Origin of the sequence: Azospirillum brasilense, from assembly GCF_008365405.1 — a bacterium.
Lineage (GTDB): Bacteria > Pseudomonadota > Alphaproteobacteria > Azospirillales > Azospirillaceae > Azospirillum > Azospirillum brasilense_D.
Window position 1 is genome coordinate 13,827 of record NZ_QOKV01000006.1, and the last position, 24,101, is coordinate 37,927.

At 68.1% G+C, this 24,101-nt stretch carries 20 protein-coding genes; 9 read left to right on the plus strand and 11 right to left on the minus strand.

Translation table 11 applies throughout. The annotated features are described in order from the left end of the window. Nucleotides 1–322: 322 nt before the first annotated feature. Nucleotides 323–2,401: a putative bifunctional diguanylate cyclase/phosphodiesterase gene (locus DS837_RS11745; protein ID WP_149164926.1), complete on the plus strand. Its 2,079-nt coding sequence runs from the start codon at nucleotides 323–325 to the stop codon at nucleotides 2,399–2,401. Between the two features lie 27 nt (nucleotides 2,402–2,428). Here DS837_RS11745 and DS837_RS11750 read toward each other — a convergent pair whose 3' ends face one another. After that, the gene (locus DS837_RS11750; protein ID WP_149164927.1) at nucleotides 2,429–4,318 is read right to left on the minus strand and encodes a potassium/proton antiporter; all 1,890 of its coding nucleotides are present in this window, start codon (nucleotides 4,316–4,318) and stop codon (nucleotides 2,429–2,431) included. 274 nt (nucleotides 4,319–4,592) lie between these two features. On the opposite strand from DS837_RS11750, the gene DS837_RS11755 reads away from it, so the two are divergent. Next, nucleotides 4,593–5,345, plus strand: a complete 753-nt coding sequence (locus DS837_RS11755; protein ID WP_247889881.1) for a porin — start codon at nucleotides 4,593–4,595, stop codon at nucleotides 5,343–5,345. Nucleotides 5,346–5,484: 139 nt separating this feature from the next. Further along, the gene (locus DS837_RS11760) at nucleotides 5,485–5,664 is read left to right on the plus strand and encodes a hypothetical protein (RefSeq protein WP_014198692.1); all 180 of its coding nucleotides are present in this window, start codon (nucleotides 5,485–5,487) and stop codon (nucleotides 5,662–5,664) included. Between the two features lie 77 nt (nucleotides 5,665–5,741). Here DS837_RS11760 and DS837_RS11765 read toward each other — a convergent pair whose 3' ends face one another. Continuing rightward, the gene (locus tag DS837_RS11765) at nucleotides 5,742–6,272 is read right to left on the minus strand and encodes a GNAT family N-acetyltransferase (RefSeq protein ID WP_149164929.1); all 531 of its coding nucleotides are present in this window, start codon (nucleotides 6,270–6,272) and stop codon (nucleotides 5,742–5,744) included. Between the two features lie 180 nt (nucleotides 6,273–6,452). Between DS837_RS11765 and DS837_RS11770 the strand changes: the two genes are divergently transcribed. Continuing rightward, entirely contained in the window at nucleotides 6,453–6,767 is a 315-nt protein-coding gene (locus DS837_RS11770; RefSeq protein WP_149164930.1) for a hypothetical protein, read from the plus strand. Nucleotides 6,768–6,773: 6 nt separating this feature from the next. On the opposite strand, the gene DS837_RS11775 is transcribed toward DS837_RS11770, so the two are convergent. Beyond that, nucleotides 6,774–7,790: a patatin-like phospholipase family protein gene (locus tag DS837_RS11775; protein ID WP_149164931.1), complete on the minus strand. Its 1,017-nt coding sequence runs from the start codon at nucleotides 7,788–7,790 to the stop codon at nucleotides 6,774–6,776. Between the two features lie 190 nt (nucleotides 7,791–7,980). On the opposite strand from DS837_RS11775, the gene DS837_RS11780 reads away from it, so the two are divergent. Continuing rightward, entirely contained in the window at nucleotides 7,981–9,774 is a 1,794-nt protein-coding gene (locus DS837_RS11780) for an ABC transporter ATP-binding protein (RefSeq protein ID WP_149164932.1), read from the plus strand. 21 nt (nucleotides 9,775–9,795) lie between these two features. Here DS837_RS11780 and DS837_RS11785 read toward each other — a convergent pair whose 3' ends face one another. Further along, entirely contained in the window at nucleotides 9,796–12,339 is a 2,544-nt protein-coding gene (locus DS837_RS11785) for a PAS domain S-box protein (protein WP_247889882.1), read from the minus strand. Nucleotides 12,340–12,810: 471 nt separating this feature from the next. On the opposite strand from DS837_RS11785, the gene DS837_RS11790 reads away from it, so the two are divergent. After that, nucleotides 12,811–14,589: a tetratricopeptide repeat protein gene (locus DS837_RS11790; protein WP_149164934.1), complete on the plus strand. Its 1,779-nt coding sequence runs from the start codon at nucleotides 12,811–12,813 to the stop codon at nucleotides 14,587–14,589. A 13-nt stretch (nucleotides 14,590–14,602) separates the two neighbouring features. Here the strand turns inward: DS837_RS11790 and DS837_RS11795 are convergent, their stop codons facing one another. The 5 genes from DS837_RS11795 to DS837_RS11815 all read right to left on the minus strand — a co-directional run bounded on the left by DS837_RS11795 (nucleotide 14,603) and on the right by DS837_RS11815 (nucleotide 19,100). Next, nucleotides 14,603–15,328, minus strand: coding sequence for a protein tyrosine phosphatase family protein (locus DS837_RS11795; RefSeq protein WP_247889883.1), 726 nt, complete (start codon nucleotides 15,326–15,328; stop codon nucleotides 14,603–14,605). A 92-nt stretch (nucleotides 15,329–15,420) separates the two neighbouring features. Next, complete coding sequence (locus DS837_RS11800) at nucleotides 15,421–16,422, minus strand: hypothetical protein (protein ID WP_149164935.1); 1,002 nt, start codon at nucleotides 16,420–16,422, stop codon at nucleotides 15,421–15,423. A gap of 30 nt (nucleotides 16,423–16,452) precedes the next feature. Next, nucleotides 16,453–17,448: a hypothetical protein gene (locus DS837_RS11805; protein WP_149164936.1), complete on the minus strand. Its 996-nt coding sequence runs from the start codon at nucleotides 17,446–17,448 to the stop codon at nucleotides 16,453–16,455. A 110-nt stretch (nucleotides 17,449–17,558) separates the two neighbouring features. Continuing rightward, on the minus strand, nucleotides 17,559–18,398 hold the full coding sequence (locus tag DS837_RS11810; protein ID WP_149164937.1) for a 23S rRNA (adenine(2030)-N(6))-methyltransferase RlmJ: 840 nt from the start codon (nucleotides 18,396–18,398) through the stop codon (nucleotides 17,559–17,561). 57 nt (nucleotides 18,399–18,455) lie between these two features. Then, nucleotides 18,456–19,100 (minus strand): transglycosylase SLT domain-containing protein, encoded by a 645-nt coding sequence (locus DS837_RS11815; RefSeq protein ID WP_247889884.1) that lies wholly within the window; start codon nucleotides 19,098–19,100, stop codon nucleotides 18,456–18,458. 522 nt (nucleotides 19,101–19,622) lie between these two features. On the opposite strand from DS837_RS11815, the gene DS837_RS11820 reads away from it, so the two are divergent. Next, complete coding sequence (locus DS837_RS11820) at nucleotides 19,623–20,987, plus strand: tetratricopeptide repeat protein (RefSeq protein ID WP_149164939.1); 1,365 nt, start codon at nucleotides 19,623–19,625, stop codon at nucleotides 20,985–20,987. A 31-nt stretch (nucleotides 20,988–21,018) separates the two neighbouring features. Here the strand turns inward: DS837_RS11820 and DS837_RS11825 are convergent, their stop codons facing one another. Beyond that, nucleotides 21,019–21,957, minus strand: a complete 939-nt coding sequence (locus tag DS837_RS11825) for a LysR family transcriptional regulator (RefSeq protein WP_145672135.1) — start codon at nucleotides 21,955–21,957, stop codon at nucleotides 21,019–21,021. Nucleotides 21,958–22,084: 127 nt separating this feature from the next. On the opposite strand from DS837_RS11825, the gene wrbA reads away from it, so the two are divergent. Both wrbA and DS837_RS11835 read left to right on the plus strand, forming a co-directional pair. Continuing rightward, entirely contained in the window at nucleotides 22,085–22,687 is a 603-nt protein-coding gene (gene wrbA, locus DS837_RS11830) for an NAD(P)H:quinone oxidoreductase (RefSeq protein WP_149164940.1), read from the plus strand. Between the two features lie 67 nt (nucleotides 22,688–22,754). Beyond that, entirely contained in the window at nucleotides 22,755–23,702 is a 948-nt protein-coding gene (locus DS837_RS11835) for a glutathione S-transferase family protein (protein ID WP_149164941.1), read from the plus strand. Between the two features lie 7 nt (nucleotides 23,703–23,709). Here DS837_RS11835 and DS837_RS11840 read toward each other — a convergent pair whose 3' ends face one another. Next, nucleotides 23,710–24,090: a hypothetical protein gene (locus DS837_RS11840; protein ID WP_149164942.1), complete on the minus strand. Its 381-nt coding sequence runs from the start codon at nucleotides 24,088–24,090 to the stop codon at nucleotides 23,710–23,712. Nucleotides 24,091–24,101: the final 11 nt, after the last annotated feature.

The following is a 24,101-nucleotide window of genomic DNA, read 5'->3' on the forward strand; positions in this document are numbered from 1 at the left end:
CTCCTTTGCGGTGTATATCGAAAGGCGTAGATCCTGGAGGGTTGGCTTCCGTTGCCGACGCCGTTCCTTCGGATGAGACGGGACGGTGTTCTCCTGCCCATGGTTGTGGTAAGGGGGACGGTGGATGCAACAGATGTTGTGATTTCGCCGCAATTTGTTGGAAAATGCTCCGCAAGCCGTCATAATGACAACTCGGTTTCTGTGCACCCCTGGGTATCAGGCCTCGTGTCGAGCCTCGGGGGCGCCTTGGTGAGCGGGTACGGTTTTGGTCAACGTGTCTCCGGCAGAGCATCAGGGGCCTGACAGCCCGTCCGCACCGGCAATGCCGACGACATCGGCGTTTCTGGCGTCGCTGGCCGAAAGCCTGATGCACCAAGCGTCCTTCGCGTTGGTCTACGCCGACGCCGGACGGCGCTGCCTGTTCGCCAATCCGGCCTTCGCCGCCGTTTTGCTGACGACGCCCGAAGCCCTGGCAGGGCGGTGCCTTGCCGAACTCGACCATCCGCTGGCGCGCGCCGTCGTGCAGGCGCTGGACCGCTCCGGACAGACCGGGGAGGCCGCTCCGGTGGATTGCGAGGTCGAGCACGCGGACGGCGGGCGCGGCGTGCTGACCGGCTGCGTCCTTCCGCACCGCACCGGCGATGGAGGAAATGGCTTTCTCGGGCTGTTCCAGGATGTGACCGACCCGGCCCGCATCGCCGATTTCGTCCTGCGCCGCGACCCCTTCGTGACCACCCTGCTCGACGCGGCGGTGGATGGCGTGGTGGTGGCGGACCGCAACGGCATCATCCGCACGGTCAACCGGTCCTGCCGCGACCTGTTCGGCTACGACGAGGAGGAACTGATCGGGCGGAACGTCTCCGTGCTGATGCCGCCGCCCTTCTCCCGCGATCACGACAAGTACATCGGCAGCTATCTGGAGACGGAGCGCGCCAAGATCATCGGCATCGGGCGCGACGCGCTGGGGCGGCGCAAGGACGGCGCGGTGTTCCCGATCCATCTCAGCGTCGGACAAGCCCGCTTGGCGCGTGATGTCGTGTTCGTCGGCATCATCCGCGACATTTCCGAACGGCTGGCGGCGGAACAGAAAGCGACCTATCTCGCCCGGCACGACCCGCTGACCGGCGTTCTGACCCGCACCGCCTTCCTGGAGGAGTGCGAGGCGGTGCTCGCTGCGCCATTTCCCGGTCAGGAGGGCGGCCTGTTCGCGCTCTACGCGCTCGATGTGGACCAGTTCAGCGACATCAACGAGGCGTTCGGCTTCCATGTCGGCGACGCCGCGCTGAAGGCGATGGTCAGCCGGGTGACCGAGGTGCTGCCGCAGCAGACCTACGTCTGCCGCATCGCCGCCGACGAGTTCGCCGCCCTGTCCCGCGTGGAGAGCGCGGAGCAGGCGGAGACTCTGGCCGATCTGCTGCACGACCGGCTGACCGCCTCCATCTACGCCGACCGCCATTGGGTGCGGCTGCGCCTGTCCATCGGCGCCGCGGTGCAGGACGCCGACATCCGCACTCTGGAGGAGCTGAACGCCAAGGCCAAGCTGGCGCTCCAAGCCGCCCAGCACAACGGCGGGAACACCGTCTGCTTCTACACCCCGGAAATGGCCGCGGCGGCGACCCGGCGCATGTTCCTGACCATGCATCTCGCCCACGCCATCGAGCGGAACGAGCTGCACATGGCCTATCAACCCATCGTGGAGGCTCGCTCCGGCCGGATCGTGGGGGCGGAGGCGCTGCTGCGCTGGAACCAGCACACGCTGGGCCCGGTCTCCCCCGGCGAATTCATCCCGGTCGCCGAGGAAAGCGGGCTGATCGTTCCGATCACCGATTGGGTGCTGAACGCCGTCGTCGAGCAGATGGCGGTGTGGGAGCCGACGGGGACCCTGCCCAACCAGATCTTCATCAACATTTCCGGTCCGCAATTCCTGCGCGGCAATCTCAGCGCCCGTCTTGAGGAACTGCTGGGCCGCCACCCGGAACTGCGGGGGCGGTTGGGGTTGGAGATCACCGAGCAGGCGGCGGTGCGCGATCTGAAGGCCGCCGTGCAGACCCTGACGGAGCTGGAGGCCATCGACGTCCAGGTGGCCATCGACGATTTCGGATCCGGTTACTCGTCGCTCAGCTACGTGCAGCAGCTTCCTGTGTCGAAGCTGAAGATCGACCGCGCCTTCATGGCGGACATTCCGGACAATCTGAAAAACGGGGCGCTGGTCCGCGCCGCGGTCGGCATGGCGCACGGCCTCGGCCTCGTCACCGTGGCCGAAGGGGTGGAGACCGAGGAGCAGCGCGACTTCCTGGTGTCGGTGGGCTGCGACCTGCTCCAGGGCTACCTGTTCGGCCGCCCCGTCGCCCCCGATGCCTTCGCGGCAATGGTCCGCGCCCAACAGCCCGCAATGGCCTGAGCGTCCGACGAAAGCGACTGGAGGGGGTCATCCCTCCAGCCGTTCCGGTTCCTTGCCGGCCAAGGTGGGCGCCTCGATGGCGCGGGCGGGCAGGCGCTCGCGGCGGGTTTCCCGGCGCTGCCAGCGGCGGAAGGAGCGTTTCGACCACCAGGATTCGATCGTCTGCCAAAACCGTTCCGGACCCTGGAACAGCGGCACGCGGGGCTTGTCGATCGCCGAGGGCTCCAGAGCGAGGCCGACCGAGGTGATCTGCCCGTCCTGCATGTCGCGGACGATCAGCTCCACGCCGCCCATGCGCATCCGGTCGCCCAGCTCGCAACTGCCGCCGAACTCGTTGCGCAGCAGGTCGCGCAGGGACCGCTGGGCGTTGGCCAGCGACAGGGGCAGGCCGTACATCTCGGCGATCTGCTCCACCGTCGCGTCGGGATTCAGCGCCAGATCGCCATAGAAGGCGCGGTCGTCCTGATCCAGCGGCCGGCTCTCGGCGAACAGCTTGTCGATCAGCGGCAACTGGCTGGGCGGGGTGAACAGATAGACCATGTCCCCGGCCTGGAGCGTCCGCGCCTTGTGCAGCGGCACCACGCGGCCATCGCGGATGACCAGGGACGGGCGGGCGAAGCGCGGCGTGCGCTGGCCACGGGCGGCGGGGCTCTTGGGGTGGACGGTGTAGGCGACCATCTCCTGGTCGGCCCCGCCGGGCAGTTCCAGCTCGAACCGTTCGACCGGTCCGCGCCGCGGTGGGACGATCAGCTTCAGCCAGCGCGCCATCGGGCCAATGGTCCAGCCCTGCACCGCCAGCGACACGATCACCACCAGGAAGGCGGTGTTGAAGATCACCTGACCGCCCGGCAACTCGCCCAGGATCGGCACCAGCGCCAGCAGCATCGACACCGCGCCGCGCAGACCGACCCAGGCCATGAAGGTCTTCTCATTGGGCGAGAAGCGGAAGGGCAGCAGGCACAGCCACACCGCCAGCGGCCGCGCCAGCAGGATCAGCAGGACGGCCAGGGCCAGGGCGGGCAGGGCGATCGCCCTGAAATCATGCGGTGTGGCGAACAGGCCGAGCATGACGAACATGACGATCTGGCTGAGCCAGGTGAGGCCCGAATGGAATTGGCGCAGGCCCAGCGCCCCGCGCAGCTTCACATTGCCCGCGACCAGACCGGCGGCGTAGACGGCGAGGAAGCCGCTGCCCCCCAGTTCGTTCGTTCCGGCGAACAGGAACAGGGCGAAGGCCAGGGTGACCACCGGGTTCAGGCCAGGGTCGAGGCGGGCGTTGTTGATGAAGGCGGCCAGCCCGGCCCCGCCCAGGACACCCAGGATTGCCCCGCCGGCGATCTGCTTCACCAGGAAGCCGGCCAATTCCAGCGGCGTGCCCCAGCCGTGCAGCGCCGCCTCCACCAACATGGCGGTCAGCAGGATGGCCGTCGGGTCGTTGCTGCCGGACTCGATCTCCAGCGTTGAGCGCACGCGGTCGCGGATGGTGATTCCGCCGACCCGCAGCAGGAAGAACACCGCCGCGGCGTCGGTGGAGCTGACCGCCGCGCCGACCAGGAAGGATTCGATCCAGGGCAGGCCCAGCAAAAAATGCGCGGCGACGCCGATGACCCCGGAGGTGATGGCGACCCCGAAGGTGGCGAGGCTGAGCGCCGGCCACGCGGCGGCGCGGTAGCTCGACAGCTTGGTGTCCAGGCCGCTTTCGAAGAGGATCACGGCGAGCGCGATGGAGCCGATCAGAAAGGCGCTGTCCGCGTCGTTGAAGCTGATGCCCCCGACGCCGTCGATCCCGGCGAACAGCCCGACGCCCAGGAAGATCAGCAGCAACGGCGTGCCGATCCGCAGCGCCAGATAGCTGGTCAGGATGCTGACGATCAGCAGCGACGACCCGATCAGGATGATGGTGCTCGCCGTCTCCATAGTCCTCGCGCCGGAATGGGAGTGATGCCGCCTTTGCGGTCATCCGATTTTGGCAATTCTTGGGCGCGAGTGCAACGCAGCGGCCAAAATTTCCCAATGTTCCTAAAATAATACAGAAATGTCTCCCGCAACGCAGCATTGCGACGGACTACAATCCTTCCGGGTTAATGCAACAGGCGAGGGGCATTTCATGTTTCGTATACGGCGTATTCCGGCACTGCCCCTCGCAGCCCTGACGCTTGTTCTGTCTTCCTCGGCGGCGATGGCGGGGTCCTTGCCCGGCTTGGACCGGCCGGCGGCGGGCGGCGGTGCCACGCCGATCCGGTTCGACAAGAAGGCCATCGATCTCAACGGTTGGGGCGCTCTGGAGGTCGGCCAGACGGAAAGCGCGTCGCGCCGGATGGTGGCGACCACGCCGGTGCGCGACCAATGGTTCTCCGACCCGGTTTTCATGAACGACGGCGCCTTCGGCGGACCGGACGCGCGTGCGACCTACTATTCGCCGCGCCTGCACGGATTCAACATCGGCCTCGGCTACACCCCCGTCCGCACGGAGCTCGGGGCGGCCGACCCGCTCGCCCGCCATGTGGTGGAAGGCGTGGTGCGGCATGACGGACGGCTGGGCAAGGCCCGTCTGCGCATCACCGCCGGGGCGGGCAAGGCCGCCGTCGCCAAGGACCGCGGCACGCCCCGCCGGTCCTGGGTGGTCGGCGGGCAGGTGACGTTGCCCGGCGTGACGGTCGGTGCCGGCTACCGCGAGCAGCTCCCCGACGACGGCGCCGCCCGGCGGACGCTCAACGCCGGCCTCTATCTGGAACAGGGCACGCCGCTGCAGGGCTGGACGGTCATGGGGCGGCTGGCCCACACCCAGGTCGGCGCCGAGGCCCCGCAGGAGGCCTGGTCCACCGGCCTGCGGTTCCGCATGTCGCCGAAGGTCAGCGTCACCGCCGATCTGGGCACCATGACCTATGGCGGGGATCCGTCGGACAGCACGATGCTGCGGGTCGGCACCCGAGTTCTGTTCTGAACGGTGCTCCGAACGGGCCCGATATCCCTCTTTCGCCCTTATCCAAGGGTGGTTTCCCGACGGAATCGCGCTGTCGTGGAAGCAAATTGCCTTCTCGTCTGTTTATAGGGGCGAGAAGCACCACAAGGAGGGTTTGGACATGTCTCGTTTGCGCCTGATCGGGACCGCCATTGCGCTGTTGACGCTCGCGGCCTGTTCGACCGGCGGCGTGGTGGGCGGCACGGCTGGCGCCGCTGGCGGCTACGCGGTGGACGGCAAGCGTGGCGCCATCATCGGTGGCCTGGGCGGCGCCGCGCTGGGCACGGCTCTGGATCGCTGACCGGACGCGACGGACACGATCCGTTGCTGAGGACGACAAGCGCGTCGCGCCGACCGGGTGCGGCGCGCTTTCTTTTTTTAGGCGCGCCATTCCTTGCGCAGGATGGCGTACTGCATCGTGTTCTCGAAGATGGGATGTCCGCCGCCATCCGTTTCGAAGGATATGAACTCCACGAACAGCCCTTCCTTCCTCATGCCGAGCCTTTCGCACAGGCGCTGCGACGCGACGTTGGTCTCCTCGACATAGGCGTAGAGGCGGCGGGCCTGCTTCACTGTGAAAAGATGATCGAAAAGGGCCCGCGCGGCTTCCGCTGCGTATCCGGCTCCGGCAAAATCCGCGTTGAAGTTCCAGCCGACGGAATAGGTGTCCGGCGGCTCGGGCACCTGGAACAGGTCGCCGATCACCCGGCCGGTGCTGCGCAGGCACACGGCGATGTGCTCGTCGCTTTGGCTGCGCGTTTCCACCTCGGCGGCGGCCGCGTCGAGGTTGTCCAGTTTGAGCGAGAGGAAGCAGCTTGCCCGGGGGTGATGCAGATAGGCGAGCAGGTCGGGCGCGTCCCCCTCCCGGAAGGGCCTCAGGATCAGGCGGTCGGTGGTGATGGGGTCCATGCATCGTCTCGGCGGAAAGCGGCGGAACCGGAAGGCGGCAGATCATGTGCCGGTCATTTTTGCCGCCCGGCACATCCACACCATCAGAATTCCCACTTATGAGGTTGATTGCCAAGCATATTTAAGGTTGCACAAAACTTGCTTGTCGGATCTCCAACCCATCGGTCGCGAGAAACCGTCATGCAAATTTCCAACTATATCAGCAACGTCTCCCGCGTCGTCGCCAAGTTCACGGCGCAGGACGAGAAGGCCGAACCGGAGAAGGAGGCGAGCGGAGTCAGCGCTGCCGACGCCTTCCTCAAGGAGGCGCGGAAGACGCCGGCCCAACGCATCCGGGACCAGATTCTCGCCCGCATGAAGCTGGACGAGGAGTCCCTCGCGTCCATGCCGGCGGAGAAGCGCGCCGCGGTCGAGAAGCAGATCGCCGAGGAGCTGAAGCGCCAATTGTCCGGCGAGAAGGACCGGCGCGGCGCGGCGGTCGATCTGACCGCCTGACACCGCTCAGACCGGGGACGAGAAACCGAAAACCCGGAGCGCGTCCTGCAGGTCGGGGAGGACGCGCTCGACCGCTGCCTCCCCCTCGCGGATGCAGTCGTCCGCCCGGTCGAACTCCGACAGGCCGATGTGGCCCAGCCGCGGGGTGATGTGCACGTCCGGCGGTTCGCCCGCCAGACGGGACCGCGCGATGCGGTCGGTGACGATGCCCAGCGAGGACACCATGACGCCGAACAGGCTCGGCCCCTCGTAATCGCGCCGGAAGATGCGGCGGCTCAGCGCGCCGATGGGCACGCGGAAGCCGGCGCGGGATTTGGACTCGCCATCCGGCTCGTGTTCCTCGTCGATCAGCTTCAGGAGGTCGAACCCCGCCGCGGTCGGCACGGCGGCGCCGGGGCGCCGCGACTTGCCGATGATGTCGGCGGCCAGATTGACGGCGATCACCATCTGGGCGCCCAGTGCCCGGCAGGCCGACACCGGCACCGGGTTGACCAGGGCGCCGTCGACCATCCAACGCCCCTCGAAGCGCACCGGTGGAAAGACCCCCGGCAGAGAGAAGGAGGCGCGCAGCGCGTCCACCAGCGGGCCGTTGCGCATCCACACCTCGTGCCCGGTGACCAGATCGGTGGCGATGGCGGCGAAGGGGTTGGGAAGCTCCTCGATCTGGATGTCGCCCAGATGATGACGCATCTCGGCGACCAGACGGTCACCGCCGATCAGCCCACCTCCCTGGCGCAGCCGCAGGTCCAGATAACCGACGATCTTCATCCGGGTCAGGCTGCGCGTCCATTCCTCCAGCGCGTCGAGCTTGCCGGCGAGATGGAGACCGCCGACGAGCGCCCCCACCGAACTGCCGCAGACGATGTCCGCCTCGATCCCGTAGCGCGCCAGCGCCCGCAGGACGCCGATGTGCGCCCAGCCGCGGGCCACCCCGGCGCCCAGCGCCAGACCGATGCGCGGCCGGTGATGGTGCTGGCCGTAGCGATTGCCGGGACCCTGTCCGTTTCCGCCGTCCGCCGCCATGGCGCCTCCTTTGCACGGGGTGGAGCGCGTGCCGGTCGGTATCGTGCCATCCGCCCGGTTAAGGAAGCTTGATCGGTTCCGCCCCGGTGGACAAGGCCCGCAGGACAGGGCGCAGTGAGTTAAGGCCCGGTGGACAAGCACCGGCGCCATCGGCTAAGCCATCGCGATTGCGCTACAGGAAGACGTGCACGTGAGCAAAAAGAGCGGAGAACGGCTGCGCCTCGACGCGGCGACGGAACGGCTGGTCGGCCGCATGCTGCGGGAATGGGTGCGCCCCTACACCGGCAAGCTGATGGTGTCCTTCCTGCTGATGGCCGTGGTGGCGGCGGCGACCGGCGCCTATCCGCTGCTGATCGATCAGGCCTATTCGATGTTCTCCGAGCAGGACCGGGGCATGCTGCTGGTCATCCCGCTCCTGATCATCGTGATCACGGCGGTCAAGGCCCTGTCCATGTACGCCCAGACGGTGGTGACCACCGACATCGTGCAGCGGATCATCACCGATGTGCGCCTGTCGATGTTCGACCATTTGCTGAGGTCCGACACCGCCCAGCTCCACGCGGCCCCCACCGGCACACTGACGTCCCGCTTCATCAGCGATGTGGACCTGATCCGCAACGCCCTGTCGCGAACCCTGACCGGGCTGGTGCGCGACATCCTGACGGTGATCGCGCTGGTTGGGTCGATGTTCTACCTCGACTGGGTCCTGTCGCTGATCGTCTTCCTGATCTACCCGATCGCCGCCATTCCCATCGTGAACATCGGCAAGCGGCTGCGCCGCGTGTCGCGCGACACCCAGGCCCAGATGGGCGACATGACCGCCCTGCTGACGGAAAGCCTGGCCGGCGCCCGCATGGTCAAGACCTACTCGCTGGAGGATTACGAGCGCGCCCGCGCCGCCCGCGCCTTCGAGGACAACTTCGCCCTGACCATGAAGGCGACCCGCGCCCGTTCGCGCATCGACCCGATGATGGAGGTTCTGGGCGGCGCCGCGGTGGCCGGGGTGATCGCCTTCGCCGGCTACCGCATGGCGATGGGCGAGGGCTCGGTCGGCGCCTTTTCCGGTTTCGTCGGCGCGCTTCTGATGGCGGCGCAGCCGGTGCGGGCCATCGGCACGTTGAACGCCGTGCTTCAGGAAGGTCTGGCCGCCGCCCAGCGCATCTTCGAACTGGTGGACGAGAAGCCGACCATCACCGAGCAGCCCGGCGCCAAGCCCCTGGCGGTGGAGCGCGCCGCCGTGTCCTTGCGCGACGTCCGCTTCGCCTACGAAGAGGGAACGGAGACGCTGAAGGGCATCGACCTGGAGGTTCCGGCGGGGGCGACGGTGGCCCTGGTCGGGCGCAGCGGGGCCGGCAAGTCCACCGTCTTCAACCTGATCCCGCGACTCTACGACGCGACCGGCGGGCAGGTGCTGATCGACGGGCAGGACGTGCGGGCGGTGACGCTGAAGAGCCTGCGCGGCGTCATCTCGCTGGTCAGCCAGGACACGGTCCTGTTCAACGACACGGTGCGGGCCAACATCGCCTTCGGGCGGCTGGACGCCCCGTTCGACGACATCGTGGCCGCCGCGAAGGCCGCCGCCGCGCACGACTTCGTCGCCCGGCTGCCGGAGGGCTACGACACGGTGATCGGCGACCGCGGCGTGAAGCTGTCGGGCGGCGAGCGGCAGCGTCTCGCGCTCGCCCGCGCCTTCCTGAAGGACGCGCCGATCCTGCTGCTGGACGAGGCGACGAGCGCGCTGGACAGCGAGTCCGAGCGGCTGGTGCAGGGGGCGCTGGAGCGGCTGACCCAGGGGCGCACGACGCTGGTCATCGCCCACCGGCTGGCCACCGTGCGCAACGCCGACCGGATCGTCGTGATGGAGGGCGGGCGCATCCTGGAGCAGGGCACCCACGACGCCCTGATCGCGCAGAACGGCACCTACGCCCGCCTGTGCAAGCTCCAGTTCGGCGAGGACGGCGAGGCCGCCCTGCTGGCGCCCTGATCCGGCAAACCCGAACCGGGTTCAATCCGCCGCGGGCACCATCTCCACCACGGCGTTGCGCAACTCGTGGGCGGCGATGGGTTTGTGCAGCAGGGTGTGGCCGCCCGCGCGGGCTTCCGCCAGCCGCTCCGGGGCGGTGTCGCCGGTGATGATCGTCGCCGGAACCGGCGTCCTCAACCGCTCGCACACCGCCCGGATGGCGTCCAGTCCGGTCTTCCCATCGCGCAGGCGGTAATCGGCCAGAATCGCGCTCGGCCATTCCCCGCTCTCGACATGCTGAACCGCGTCCTCGATGGAGCCCGCCGTCAGCACCCGATAGCCCCAGCCCTCCAGCATCGCCTGCAGGCCGAGGCGGATCAGCGGTTCGTCGTCGATCACCAGGATCATCCCCCGCCCATCGCTCGGCGCCAGCCGGGCCGCCATCGGTTCGGAAGGGGTGGCATGGCGGGCGATCAACGGCACATCGACGCAGAAGGCGGACCCGGCTCCCAACCTTGAGCGCAGGTGAACCTGGTGGCCGAGCAGGCGGGCGAGGCGGCGCACCACCGCCAGCCCGAGGCCCAGCCCCCTGCTGCGGTCCCGCTCCTGGTTGCCGACCTGGAAGAATTCCTCGAAAATCTCGTCGTGTTTGTTGGATGGGATGCCGATGCCGGAGTCCATCACCTCGATGCGCAGACGGTCCCCCCTCCGCCGGCAGCCGATCAGCAGGCCGCCACTTTCGGTGTAGCGCAGCGCGTTTTCCACGAGGTTGCGCAGGATGCGCATCAGCAGGGCCGGATCGCTGCGGATCGTCAGGGTGCAGGGAACCACGCGCAGCCGCAGGCTCTTGGCCTCCGCCTGGGGATGGTATTCGGCACCAAGCTGTTCGATGATCGGACCGATCGGGAGATCCTGCAGTTGCGGCACGATCAGACCGGCATCCAGCTTGGACACGTCGAGCAGGCTGTCGAGAAGCATGCGCAGCCCGTCCATGGCCTGCCCCATGGAGTCGAGAAGCGGGGCCGCGGGGTGCCCATCCAGCCGCTCCGCCAGGGCGGATTGGAACAGCATCATCGCCTGGACCGGCTGCCGCAGGTCATGGCTCGCGGCGGCGAGGAATTTGGATTTCGCGACGTTGGCGCGGTCGGCCTCGGCCTTGGAGGCGCGCAGGGCGTCCTCGGCACGGCGGCGTTCGGTGATGTTGCGGACGATGCCCGTGAAGTAGCGGCGCTCCCCCGCGGTCCATTCGGTGACCGCCAGTTCGATCGGGAAGATCGAACCGTCCTTGTGCCGTCCTTCGACCTCGCGCCCGATACCGATGATCTTCCTCTCACCCGTGCGTCGATAGGTCTGCAAATAGCCGTCATGGGCCGAATGGAACGGCTCCGGCATCAGGATGCGGATGTTCCGACCGACCGCTTCGCCGGCCTGGTAGCCGAAGATGCGCTCCGCCGCCGGGTTGAAGCTCTGGATCGTGCCGGTCTCGTCGATGACCAGCATGGCGTCCACCGCGGTCTGAACGATGGCCCGGTGGCGGGCCTCGCTTTCCGCGAGCGCCGCCTCGCGCCGCCGGATGAGGTCCGCGGCGTTGCGGATGGCGAGGTCCACCGCCTCGATCTCGGCCACGCCGCCGTCGGGCGGCGGCACGGGATATCCGGCGCCCAGCGATTCCGCCGCTCCGGCCAGTTGGGAGACGGAGCGCGTGAGGCGCCGTCCGAGCAGAATCGCCGCCCCGATGCCGATCAGCAGAAGAACAAGGCCGCCGCCGGTGAAGAGCAGCAGGGCATGGCGCGCCGGGGAGGCCACCAGGGTCGTGGGGACGCTCGTCGCGACCACCCACCCGAAAGTCCGGGACCGGCTGTAGGCCTGGATCGCCTCCACACTCTCCAGATTGACGGCGCGATGGATTCCGTCCGGCATGTCCTGCATCCCGCTCCACAGTGCGGCGGGAAGCGGTTTGCCGACGAACTGCTCGCTCAAATGCGACCGGGCAATGACGACACCCTCCTGGTCGATCACCCCGGCCCGCCAACCCGCCGGGATGCGCTCCGGCGACACGATGGCCTGAAGCCGCTCCCAGGGGATGTTCAGGCTCAGCAGGTAACGGATCCGGCCGTCGCGGATCACCGGGGCGATCACCGCCAGGGTCGGGGCATGGCTCACGTCGCCGACGAAAAGGCCGGTGACCTGCGGCCTGCCCGTGTCGATCACACGCTGGTCGGCTTCGAGCGTGGTCTTGTCCGGCAGAGCGGCACCCCAGGGCATCCGGCTGTTGACGTGTTGTCGGCCTTCCAAATCGCGGAGAACCACGTTGGTGTCCAGCCGGTCGCGCACGCCGGAGGCCTGCCGATAGAAGGCGCCCAGATCATCCGTCGTCAGGCTTTCCGACGTGGACAGCACCTCTGCGGCGGCGATCAGGCGGCCAACCTCACGCTCGACGTCCTCGGCCAGCAGCCGCGTCCGATCGAGCACGAGTTGTTCCGTTTGCTGAGCCTGCGCATCGATGTTGCGGATGAGAAGGGACACCGAGAAGAGGACCAGAGGCACCGCAACCGCCATGACCAGCAGGACGAGCCAGCCCCGCACCCGTTGCGGTCGCATCCGCCAAGTTAGACGGCAAGTCGGACGCCGCGGTGTCTCCTGGTCGGGGATCATCGAATCGGCCGGAGTGCAAACACAACCTTGCGCCGGATCGCCGGACGACAGCGGCCGATTCGGTTGGCGGCCCGGATCCGTCCAGACCGTGCCGGAGCGTGCGCCTGCACTCTTTGAAACGGCGGAAGGTGCATGGCTTTGGCGGGGCGGTCGATCCGGGGAATGTATCCGGTCCGAACGTACCGAGGCATTTCGCTGACCATTCCTGAGGTAACCGGTTGCGGGCATCTCTGAACCAGACTGTATCATACCGCGCAATAATTGGCTGATATTCCATCCACCCGCTCATGAAAGAGCATTTTGGGGCGGCCCGATCACACGAAGTGTTTCTCCAGGTTGCTTCGGCGCGCGTCCGATGGCAGCGATTGGCGCCAGGGACGATCCGGTCTATGGTCCCGTCTCATGGAACCTGCCCTCGCCGACGCGATTCGCCTGCACAATTCCGGCAACCATGCGGGGGCGGAGCCGCTCTATCGTGCTGTCCTGGAGCGCGAGCCGGCGAATCGCGGTGCGCTGCAGATGCTGGCGATGCTTCTGGTGCAGACGGGGCGCCCGACCGAGGCCGTCGGCCACTTCCGGACCATCCTGCGGCTGGAGCCCGGCGGCGTCGCCGGCTACAGCAACCTTGCCGCTGCCCTGCGCCTGGCCGGGCAGGGGGCGGAGGCCATCGCCTGCCTGCAACGGGCATTGTCCCTCGACCCGGCGAACGCGGCCTCCTGGTTCAACCTCGGCAACGGGTTGAAGCAGCAGGAGAAGGCTGCGGGTGCGGCGCGAAGCTACCGGCGGACCCTGGCGCTGGAGCCCGGCCACGCGGGAGCGGCGGTCAACCTGACGGCGCTGCGTGACAAGTGGGACGCGCGGCTGGACAAGGCGGAGCGGCGGACCGTCGCGGCGCGCCACCCGGCGGCGGACGCCGATACCCGCGCGGCGGCGGTTGAGGCACTGGTGGCGGTCGGGGACGCGGCGGCGGCGGAAGCGATGGCACGGGCCGCCCTGGAGCAGGATGAGCATCATCACCGCGCCAACCGCCTGCTGGGGCGGCTGCTGCTGGAGCGCAGCGGGGCGATGGGCGTACAGGATGGAAAGCCTTTCGCGGTCGACCGGGCGCTGGTCGAGGAGGCCATCGGCGCGCTGCGCCGGGCCGTTGCCGCCCGGCCGGACGACGATGAGGCCGACTGGCTGCACGTCGCCGCGGTGGCGACGCTGGTGCAGGTGGGCATGGCGTCCGACGCGGTGCTGCGTGACGGGGCACGGGCCGCCTGGCTCCGCCTGCGGCGCCATCCCAAGGACACGGTCGCGGCGTCGGTCATCGGCTTCCACGTCTACCGCCGGGACCGGCTCGTCCTCGCCTCCTGGCTGAGCCGGCGCTTCCGGCGGCGCTTTACTGTGGCGGAGGTCGCGGGGGAGCATGAACTGGGTCTGTGGACCATGCTGCGCGCCGACGATGCCTTCTTCCGCGCTCTGCCGCCGGTCGAAGCGGTTCTGGAGCGCATGGCCCCTATGGAGTGGCGCACCGCGCCGGCGCCGGGTCCAACCGGGGAACCGGCGGTCTTCTTCTGCTGCGACGACGTCTATTTCCGCCGTTTCGCCCCGGCGCTTCTGGAGTCGCTGGCGGAGCGGATGCCGGGCGCCGCGGTCACCGTCCATGTCGTGGCGCCGTCGTCGGAGACGGAGCGGGCCATGGTCCGCTGGCAAACGGACGGACGGTTGAAAATCGGCTTCTCGCTGGACCGGCCGGACATGGCGGGTTGGACCGACATCAAGCGCGTCACCTATTACGCCTCCGCCCGCTTCCTTCGCGCTTTGCAGTGGATGCGCCGGATGGACCGCCCGCTGATGGTGGTCGACACCGACGCCTGGATCACCGGAGATCCGCAGGCTCTCCGGGCGGACATGGCGGGATGCGATGTCGGTCTCATGTTCGACGGTCGCCGCCGTGGTCCGTCACGGGAAATTCCGGTCGGGTTCGCCGTTTATGAGAACACGCCGGGCGGCGACCGCTTCCTGTCGCTGCTCGGCTCCTACATCGGGCATTTCCTGGCGGGGGTGGAGGTCTATTGGATGCTGGACCAGATGGCCCATTACGCGGTGCTCGACTGGCTGAACCGGCACGAGCCGGTCCGCGTGCGCCGCTTCGACTTCCTGAGCTTCCCCTATTGCCATTTCGTCGGGGCGAAGTGACGCACCGTCGGTATCACTCCCGCCCGAGAACCCGGTCGACCACCGTGTCGGCCCACTCGCGGGAGCGGAAGCTGGCCTTGGCCTCCACCGGGTCGTAGACGCGCTCCACCCAGTCCCAGAAGGCAATCGGGCGCTTCTCGTTGTAGGCGGCGTACAGCTCGAAGAAATAGTCGAGGATGCCCGTCTTCGCCTGCTTGAAGTGGCCGTATTTCCAGTGAAGCTGCTTGGTCGCTCGCTCCAGCGGCACGCCCTCGTGGATGAAGAGGTAGAGCGCCGACATGAAGCCGGCGCGATCCGCCCCCGACTTGCAGTGCAGCAGCGCCGGATACTGCATGGTCGCGAACAGGTCGCGGGCCTTCAGCAGCGTCTCCTTCTTCGGCATGTCGCGGGAGTTGACGGGAAAGTCCACCAGCGTCAGCCCGGCCGCCCGGCAGGCCTCGGCCTCCAGGATGTAGGAGGCGCAGTCGCGGCTGCCGCGCAGGTTCAGGATGGTCTTCACGCCGCGCCGCGCCGCCTCCCGGATGTGCGAGGGGGAGGGCTGGCTCGCCCGGTACATGTTGGGAGAGATGCGGTATGTGTTCGAATAGACCAGCCGGAAGCAGGCGTGGTCGATGAACACGCTTTCGACATGCCCGAGCGCCCGTTGCAGCGGGGAGATCATGCGCCCGCGCGCGCGCTTGATCCCGTCGGCCAGCGCGGTGGTCGTGTAACGGCGCAACATCTTCCTGGTGGTGGCCACGCAAGCAGTCTCCAAATCGACAAGGCCGCCAAGATAGGCACACTTCGCGTGGCGTCAAGGCCGCCGCGCCGCTGGGCAGTGCGGCGCATTGCTCATCCGGCCCGCAGGACCCGCCCGTAGATGTCGTACCGCGCGGCTAGCGACAGCACGATCTCCATATAGAGATTGATCAAGCCGTTGGCGTAGAAGGCCGGGCAGCCGGTGTAATGGCGCTCGCCCGCCTGCGCGGTCGGCTCGATCAGGTCGGCGTTCAGGACGATCATGCCGCCCGGCGTCTCCGCGTCGTAGACGAAGGCGGTCTGGTGGCGGGGCAGGGGGTGGATGGCCTGATGGTCGTCGGCCTCGATGTGGCCGGCCCCCATGAACTGGCAGAGCATGCCGAGGCTGCCCATGGCGAGCGGCAGCACCTGCTTCAGGCTGCGGCGCGACAGGTCGTCGTATTCGGCCGGGGTCAGGCCGGGCTTGAGCATGGGCGCCGCCTCGCACAGGTTCCAGCAGACGTGGAGCGCGGTGTGGCTGCCGGTCTTGGTGATCGACAGCATGTCGTAGCCGGACGGCGCGTGCAGCACCGACGCCTCCAGCGTGTTGGCGAGGACGAAGCCGGCCGCGGCGAGCGGGGTGATGGCGCCCTCCGCCCGGCAGCGCTCCTCCTCCAGCGTCACCTTGATCGCCCAATCCTTGATGATGGCGTCGAGCAGGTGGCACACGCTGTCGCGCAGGAAGCCGATCAGCGTCTCCGCCGGGGCGGCGTCCAGCCCGGCGGCGTCGGCGACGTCCAGCCCGTGCGGCGAGTCCGGCGGGTTGCACAGCAGAAGATGGCCGTCGGCATCGAGCGGCATGCGGTTGGTGATGTGGTCGCGCAGATCGTTGTAGAGGAAGGCCAGCAGCGTGTTGATGGCGACCTTCTCGTAATCCTCCTTGCGGGTGTCCGCGTGTGCCGGGCACTGGCCGGCGAGGCGCTGAAGCTCCTCGGTGAAGAGGTAGTTCGGGTCCTCGGCGATGCGGTGCAGGATCGGCACGAGGCTGATGCGGGTCATCCCGGCCTCCTCATGCGCGGCGAAATAGGTCAGGGCGAAATCGTTGGAGCGGGCCATGATGGGCGTCAATCTCGTGAATGAGGACGGTCAGCGGTCGCGAAGCCGGTCGTAGACGCCGTAGTCCATGGCGATGCTGGCCACGATGTCGAGATACAGTTTGATGAAGCCGGGCGTGTAGAAGGCCGGGCAGCCGGTGTAATGCCGCTCCTCGGGCTTGGCGAAGCGGGTGATCGGCTCCGGGTTCAGGCAGATCAGCCCGGCCTCGTCGAGGACGAAGGCCGTCTGGTCCTTGGGCAGCAGGTGGATGGCGAGGCCGTCGTGGGGTTCGATCCCCGACGCCTCCATGTAATGGACCAGCATGCCCAGGCTGGCCATCGACAGCGGCACCACCTGCTTCAGGCTGCGCCGGACGAGGTCGTCGTAAGCCGCGGCATCCCTGTCCGGGAGCAGCAGGGGGGCTGCCTCCACCATGGCCCAACAGATGTGGATGGCGGTGTGGCTGCCGGTCTTGGTGATCGACAGCATGTCGTAGCCGGCGCGCTGGTAGAGGGCTGAGTCCTCCAGCGTCGTGCGCAGGATGAAGGTCGCGGCGGCGGCGGCGGAGATTTCGCCCGTGCCCTGGGCGCGGTAGTGCTCCTCCTCCGTCAGCAGGTCGGCGGCCCAGCCGGTGATGAGGCCGTCCAGCAGATGGCAGGTGGCGTCGCGCAGGACCGAGGCCATCACGTTGAGCGGGGCCGCGGCCATCGCCGCCCGGTCGGCCGGATCGATGCCGTGGGGGGAGCGCGGCGGGATCGGCAGCATCACCTGCCCGCGCTCGTCCAGCGGCAGCTTGGACGCCACATGGTCGCGCAGCCGGTCGAACAGATAGGCCAGCAGCGTGTTGACCGTCACCTTGTCCGCGTCGTCGGCGTTGGGGGCGGCGTGCATGGGGCACTGGCCGCCGCCGCGGCGCAACTCCTCGCTGAACAGGAAGGCCGGGTCCTTCTGGATGGTCTGGAGGATGTGGGCGATCGAGACGCGCTCCAGCCCGGCATCGGCGTGAGCCTTGATGAAGTTGCTGGCGAAATCGTTGGAACGGGACATCGTGGCCTTGCCGGAACGGAGTAATCCCGTTCAGCCTAGGGCGAGTGGTGGGGCCGTTGCAACGGCAACCTCTGTGACCGGTTGCCGCTTCTCCGTTGAAATGTGCGGTTTTACCCCTCGGGAACCAGCCAGTCGACCGTGCAGCCGCCGCCGGTGGAGGGCAGGGCGGCGTGCAGCGCCGGCAACATGGCGCGCAGCGTGTCGTCCAGGGTCCAGGGCGGGTTGACGATCAGCAGGCCGGAGCCGTTCAGCCGCAGATGCGTGTCCTCCGGGTGCCAGGTCAGCTCGACGGTCAGGATCTTGCGTATGCCGGTGTTCTCCACCGCCTCCTGGAAGCGCCAGACGGCGGCACGTTCCTTGATCGGGTACCACAGGGCGTAGACGCCGGTGGACCAGCGCTTGTGCGCCGCCTTCAGCCCCTCGGCCATGCGGGCGAACTCGTCCGGCTGCTCGAAGGGCGGGTCGATCAGCACGAGTCCGCGCTTCTCGCGCGGCGGCAGATGGGATTTCAGCGCCTGATAGGCGTCGGTCCTGAAGGCCGAGACCTGACGGTCCCCGGCGAATTCCGCCTTCAGGGTCTGCCAGTCGTCGGGGTGAAGCTCGTTGAGGAGCAGCCGGTCCTGCTCGCGCAGCAGCGCCCGGGCCAGCCGGGGCGATCCGGGGTACCAGCGCAGCCGCCCGTCCGGGTTCAGAGCCGACACCGCGTCGAGATAGGGCCGCAGCGCCGGGTGTGGCGCCGGCCGGCCGAACAGCCGTCCGATTCCGTCCTGGAACTCCAGCGTCTTGCGCGCCGGTTCGGAGTCCAGGTCGTAGCGCCCGATGCCGGCGTGGGCGTCGAGCACGCAGAAGGGCGCCGGCTTGGCGCGCAGGTGATCGATGATTAGCGCCAGGACGGCGTGCTTCATCACATCGGCGGGGTTGCCGGCGTGGAATATATGACGGTAGTTCATGGGGCAGGGATTTAGCCCATCGGGGCGTTCCGCGCCATCCCCCGCGAGGCAGGGTGATCAGTCGAGAGAGGCGACCTGCTGGGCGTTGCGGAAGGTCCGGCGGGTGCTCGGCGCGATGCTGGCGGGCTCGGACTCGCCACAGCGGGCGGATTCCAGCAGCTTGGCGCTCTTCGGGTCCAGCTCGTTCAGGTGCTGCCAGATCTTGCAGACGTAGTTCTGGGCCTGACGGGTGGAGCCGCCGTTGTAGCGGGCGACGGCGGTCTTCCAGCTGCCCTGCTCGCCGTGAAGGCGAAGGAGCAGGCGGCCGGCGTAGTTGACGTTCTCGCGGGGATCGACGATCCGCTCCACCGGCTGGAACTCGCCGCGGTGGGTGCCCAGCGAGATCTGCATGCAGCCGACATAGACGTTCTGCCGGATCTGGCCGCGCTTGTCGCGGAGATGCCGGGCGGCGTCGTTGGCGTTGCGGGCGTACACGGGACGGCCTTCCACGCTCATCGCGAAGGGGGTCGGAGCGCCGTCCTGACCGCTTTCCACCAGGGCGATGGCGACGAGAAGGCCGGAGGGGATGTTGAACTTGCGCTCGGCTTCGACGGCGTGGGAGACGCAGCTGCTGTCCTGGGCGGCGGCGGGCTTGGCGGGGAGGACCGGAGCGGCGGCTAAGCCCAGTGCAAGAGCGATCCAGCCGCCATACGTGCGTCGCACGCGCTGAGTTCGGTCCTGCATATCCTCGGTCCCCTCTTCGTTGCCGGGTTCATCCGGCTTCGTTTTGGCCCCCCGCGCGGGGCCGCCATTACCGGTCACCGAGTCGCTTACGGTGACCGCCTCCTACCCGAAAGTTCAGCGCCCACCATCGGGCGCCGAAGCCACACTTCCAAAAATTTTATACAGCGTCAATCTATTTGCTGCCCGGTAATACCACGCCTTTCGATCGAACGATGTCACAAGGCCGCGGGAAAAACCCACGCAAGGCCTCGGTCTTAGCCATCAAGGCACTGATTCCGAAGCGCTTTGAAAAACCGAAAGGGGTGGATTGTGCGAAGGGCGTACAAGTTGATCCAATCGGCATAATGCGACGGTCTGAAGCTCGATTCGCTGCCGAACGACCTCCTTCGGATGCCTCTTGCGCACGCGCGAAAGCTGGTGCAGGAGTTCGTGTCTTCCCACGCCTTCCGGAGTCTCCCGGAGCAGGGACGGCGACAGCGCATCTCCCATAGCGAAGTGATCGTGGATCGCGATTCGACGGCTCAAGCCGACCGGGAGGGGGCAGGCCCCCTCGTCCAGCCCGGAGACGTTCCGGGCATTCTCTTCCAGACTGGCTATGACCGACTCTACGCCGCCGACGCGGCGGGGGCGGCGCGTGCCTTCCGGCTCGCCTGCGCCGCCGATCCGGGGTCGGGCGAGGCCTGGGGGGCCCTTGCCGACAGCGCGCGGGACGCGGGCGAGGCCGCCGGGGCGCTGGCCGCCTGCGGACGGGCGGTGGCGCTCGACCCCGGGGTGTGGCCCTGGCGGGTCGCTCTGGCCGAGGCCTTGCACACCGCCGGCCGGTTCGAGGAGGCCGTGACCACCGGGCAGGTGTTGACGGCGGAACGGCCCGATTCCGCGACGGCCCGGCTCGGTCTCGCCCGCGCCCTGGCGGCGGCGGGCCGGCGGGACGCGGCGCTGGAGGAATATCGCGAGGCCGTGGCCCTGCGTCCCGGCGACCGCGAAGCGGCTCTGGAACTGGCGGCCCTGCTGGTCGAGACCGGCGATGCACTGGGCGCGGTCGAACTGCTTCAGCCCCTGTCCCGCCGGGATCCGGAGGATGCGGACCTGCACGCCGCCATCGGGCGGGCCTGGATCGCGCTGCAGGATCCGGCGAAGGCCCTGACGGCGCTGCGCCGGGCTCAAGGGCTCGACCCGGACGGGCGACTCGGCTGCGCGGCGCTGATCACCGCGCTGGACAGCGGCGCGGGGGAGCACCTGTCGGCGGCCTATGTGCGCGCCCTGTTCGACCGCTACGCCGACCGCTTCGATCAGGATCTGGTGGGCAAGCTGGACTATTCCGCGCCGGCTCTGCTGCGCGAGGCGGTCGACCGGCTTGGGCCGGTGTCAGGGCTGCGCGTGCTGGACCTCGGTTGCGGCACCGGGTTGGCGGGCGTGGCGTTCCGCCCCTTGGCCGGACATCTCGCCGGGGTCGATCTGGCCCCGCGCATGGTCGAGAAAGCGCGCGCCCGCGCTCTGTATGATGAGTTGTCGGTCGGCGACGTGGCCGCGGCGGTGGAGGCGGCGCCCGGCGCCTGGGACCTGCTGGTCGCCGCTGACGTGCTGGTCTATCTCGGCAACCTGACCGCCCTGTTCGAGGGCGCCGCCAAGGCCCTGCGTCCGGCGGGCCGCTTCGCCGCGACGGTGGAGCGCCTGGACGGCGAGGCGGCGGCCTCCGGCTACGCGCTCGGCCCGTCGCGGCGCTACGCCCACAGCGAAGCCTACCTGCGCGAGATGGCGGCGGCGGCGGGTCTGACGGTGCTTCTGATGGAACCCTGCTCCCCCCGCCGGGAGAAGGGCGTGGGCGTGCCGGGTCTTCTCTTTATAGTGGAGAAGCCGGCGGCCTGACGAAAACGGCTTTTCGGGATGGGGGCGTCCGTCACGCCTCCGCCCGGAAGGGCTGCAAGCTCAGCAGGGCGCAGTCCCAATAGGGGCGCGGGCCGAAACGCTCGGCCAGGAAATCGACGAAGACGCGGACCTTCGGCGACAGGTGCCGGTTCTGCGGGTAGACCGCGAAGACGTTCGATTCCGCCATGTAATAGTCCAGCAGCAGGCATTGGAGCTGCCCCTTGGACAGCGCCTCGCCGCACAGGAAGGTGGGCAGAACGATGATGCCGACGCCGGCAATGGCGGACTCGCGCAGCAGGTCGCCGTTGTTGGTGCGCAGCGACCCCGACACGCGGACCGAGCGCATGGCGTCACCGACGCGGAACTGCCACTGCTCGGCGGTCGGAACGTTGGTGTAGATCAGGCAGTTGTGGTTGGACAGCTCATCCGGCGTCTGAGGTATCCCGTGCTTCTCCAGATACGCCGGGCTGGCGCAGACCACCTGCCGGTTGGGGGCCAGACGCTTGGCGATCAGCGAACTGTCGCGCAGCCGCCCGATGCGCACCGCCAGATCGTAGCCCTCGTCGATCAGATCGACGTAGCGGTCGTTCAGATCCATCTCGATCTCGATGGACGGGTAGCGCTCCAGGAACTCGGCCACCGCCTTCGCCAGATGCAGCAGCCCGAAGGACACCGGCGCGTTCACCTTCAGCCGACCGCGCGGCGCCGCGTGCAGGTCGGCGACGGCCTGCTCCGCCTCTTCCAGGTCGGCGATGATGCGGGTGCAGCGCTCGTAATAGGCCTGCCCGACCTCGGTCAGGCTGAGCTTGCGCGTGGTGCGGTTCAGCAGCCGCGCGCCCAGCCGGTTCTCCAGCTCCGCGATGCGTCGGGAAACCACGGACTTGGACAGGTTCAGCCGCTCCGCCGCGGTGGTGAAGCTCTTGGTGTCCACGACCTTGATAAAGGCCATCATGTCGTCGAGGCGATCCATCCCATTGTTCTACACCCGGGAACAATGAAGTTCCAGCACCCTGGATTTGCTGGGACGCGGCAACGCGCTATCTCTTTGGGACGCCGCAGCCTCCAGCGCGGCCGCAACGACAGAGGGGAGACGAGACATGGCGAAAGTCCTGGTGCTCTACTACAGCAGCTACGGCCACATCTCCACCATGGCGCAGGCGATGGCCGAGGGGGCGCGCTCCGTTCCCGGCACCGAGGTGACGATCAAGCGCGTGCCGGAGCTGGTCCCCGAAGAGGTGCGGCAGAAGGCGCACTTCAAGGAAGAGCCGGACGTTCCCATCGCCACGCCAAATGAACTCGCCGACTACGACGCCATCATCCTCGGGGTGCCGACGCGCTACGGCAACATGCCGGGCCAGATGAAGAATTTCCTCGACCAGACGGGCGGCCTGTGGGCGAAGGGCGCGCTGGTCGGCAAGGTGGGCGCGGCCTTCTCCTCCTCCGCCACCCAGCACGGCGGGCAGGAGAGCACGATCCTGACCACCCACACCGTGCTTCTGCACCTCGGCATGGTGATCGTCGGCCTGCCCTACAGCTTCCAGGGCCAGATGGGCGTGGACGAGGTGATGGGCAACAGCCCCTACGGCGCCAGCACCATCGCGGGCGGCGACGGCTCCCGCCAGCCGAGCGCGGTCGAACTGGACGGTGCCCGCTACCAGGGCCGGCACGTCGCGGAGATCACCAAGAAGCTGCACGGTTAAAGGCGGAGCGTCCCTCTCCCGCCGTCCGGGCGGGAGAGGTGGCACCGGATAGAGGGGAGTTCAGGGCATGGGCCTGTTGATCGACGGCCGCTGGCACGACCAGTGGTACGACACCAAGACCAGCGGCGGCGCCTTCGTCCGTCCGGAAACCCAGTTCCGCAACTGGGTGCGGGCCGACGGTTCGACGCCGTTCCAGCCCGAGGCCGGGCGCTATCACCTGTTCGTGTCGCTGGCCTGCCCCTGGGCGCACCGCACGCTGATCCTGCGCAAGCTGAAGGGGCTGGAGGATGCCATCGGCGTCACCGTGGTCGATCCGCTGATGCGCGAGGAGGGCTGGACCTTCCCCGAGCCCGATCCGATCACCGGCTCCACCCGTCTGCACGAGGTCTACACCAAGGCCGATCCCACCTACTCGGGGCGCGTCACCGTCCCGGTGCTGTGGGACAAGAGGACCAGGACCATCGTCAGCAACGAGTCCGCGGAGATCGTCCGCATGCTGAACCGGGAGTTCGACGCCTTCGGCGACGCCTCGCTGGATTTCTACCCTGCGGAGTTGGCGGAGGAGATCGACCGGCTCAACGCCTTCGTCTACGACCGCGTCAACAACGGCGTCTACAAGGCCGGCTTCGCGACCAGCCAGGAGAAGTACGAGCAGGCGTTCGACGCCCTCTTCTCGGCGCTCGACGAGTTGGACGAACGGCTGGCCAAGCAGCGTTATCTGCTGGGGAGCCGGCAGACCGAGGCCGACTGGCGCCTGTTCACCACGCTGGTGCGCTTCGACGCGGTCTATGTCGGCCACTTCAAGTGCAACCTGCGCCGCATCGCCGACTACCCGAACCTGTCGGGCTACCTGCGCGACCTCTATCAGGTGCCCGGCGTCGCGGAGACGGTCGATTTCCACCACATCAAGCGGCACTATTACGCCAGCCACACCATGATCAACCCGACCGGCGTCGTGCCGAAGGGACCGGCGCTGGATCTCGACGCGGCGCATGGCCGGGAGGCAGTGGGGTGACCGGGCCTCAGGGCTTGTAGCAGCGGGCCATGTCCTGCTTTTGGCCGATCATCTCGCACTGGAAGCTATTGGAGAACTTGAAGCGGAACGGCCCGGTCTTGCGCACGCTGACCAGGGTCTGCCCGCCGGGATTCTTGAAGGCCACCCAGGCCGAGGAATCGAAATGGGTGGTGATTCCGTTGCTCAGCCGCACGCGGCCCTGGTTGTCCTTGATGACCTGAACACCGGTGTTGAAGGCCATGACGCCGTTCGGCGATTCGGACGCCACGGCGAGGCCGTTCGTGCAGTTCACTCCCTCCGGTTGCACCGCGACGCACTCATAGGGACGCGGCTGCGACGCGGTGAGCACCATGGCGTAGATCGCCACTTCCAGAACGTTCATGGGCATGCGGAATCTCC

What these genes read in the sequence shown, in the direction of transcription:
- DS837_RS11745 (WP_149164926.1), top strand. Translation starts at nt 323, where the DNA reads ATGCCGACGACATCGGCGTTTCTGGCGTCGCTGGCCGAAAGCCTGATG.
- DS837_RS11750 (WP_149164927.1), bottom strand. Translation starts at nt 4,318, where the DNA reads ATGGAGACGGCGAGCACCATCATCCTGATCGGGTCGTCGCTGCTGATC.
- DS837_RS11760 (WP_014198692.1), top strand. Translation starts at nt 5,485, where the DNA reads ATGTCTCGTTTGCGCCTGATCGGGACCGCCATTGCGCTGTTGACGCTC.
- DS837_RS11765 (WP_149164929.1), bottom strand. Translation starts at nt 6,272, where the DNA reads ATGGACCCCATCACCACCGACCGCCTGATCCTGAGGCCCTTCCGGGAG.
- DS837_RS11770 (WP_149164930.1), top strand. Translation starts at nt 6,453, where the DNA reads ATGCAAATTTCCAACTATATCAGCAACGTCTCCCGCGTCGTCGCCAAG.
- DS837_RS11775 (WP_149164931.1), bottom strand. Translation starts at nt 7,790, where the DNA reads ATGGCGGCGGACGGCGGAAACGGACAGGGTCCCGGCAATCGCTACGGC.
- DS837_RS11790 (WP_149164934.1), top strand. Translation starts at nt 12,811, where the DNA reads ATGGAACCTGCCCTCGCCGACGCGATTCGCCTGCACAATTCCGGCAAC.
- DS837_RS11800 (WP_149164935.1), bottom strand. Translation starts at nt 16,422, where the DNA reads ATGGCCCGCTCCAACGATTTCGCCCTGACCTATTTCGCCGCGCATGAG.
- DS837_RS11805 (WP_149164936.1), bottom strand. Translation starts at nt 17,448, where the DNA reads ATGTCCCGTTCCAACGATTTCGCCAGCAACTTCATCAAGGCTCACGCC.
- DS837_RS11810 (WP_149164937.1), bottom strand. Translation starts at nt 18,398, where the DNA reads ATGAACTACCGTCATATATTCCACGCCGGCAACCCCGCCGATGTGATG.
- DS837_RS11825 (WP_145672135.1), bottom strand. Translation starts at nt 21,957, where the DNA reads ATGGATCGCCTCGACGACATGATGGCCTTTATCAAGGTCGTGGACACC.
- wrbA (WP_149164940.1), top strand. Translation starts at nt 22,085, where the DNA reads ATGGCGAAAGTCCTGGTGCTCTACTACAGCAGCTACGGCCACATCTCC.
- DS837_RS11835 (WP_149164941.1), top strand. Translation starts at nt 22,755, where the DNA reads ATGGGCCTGTTGATCGACGGCCGCTGGCACGACCAGTGGTACGACACC.
- DS837_RS11840 (WP_149164942.1), bottom strand. Translation starts at nt 24,090, where the DNA reads ATGCCCATGAACGTTCTGGAAGTGGCGATCTACGCCATGGTGCTCACC.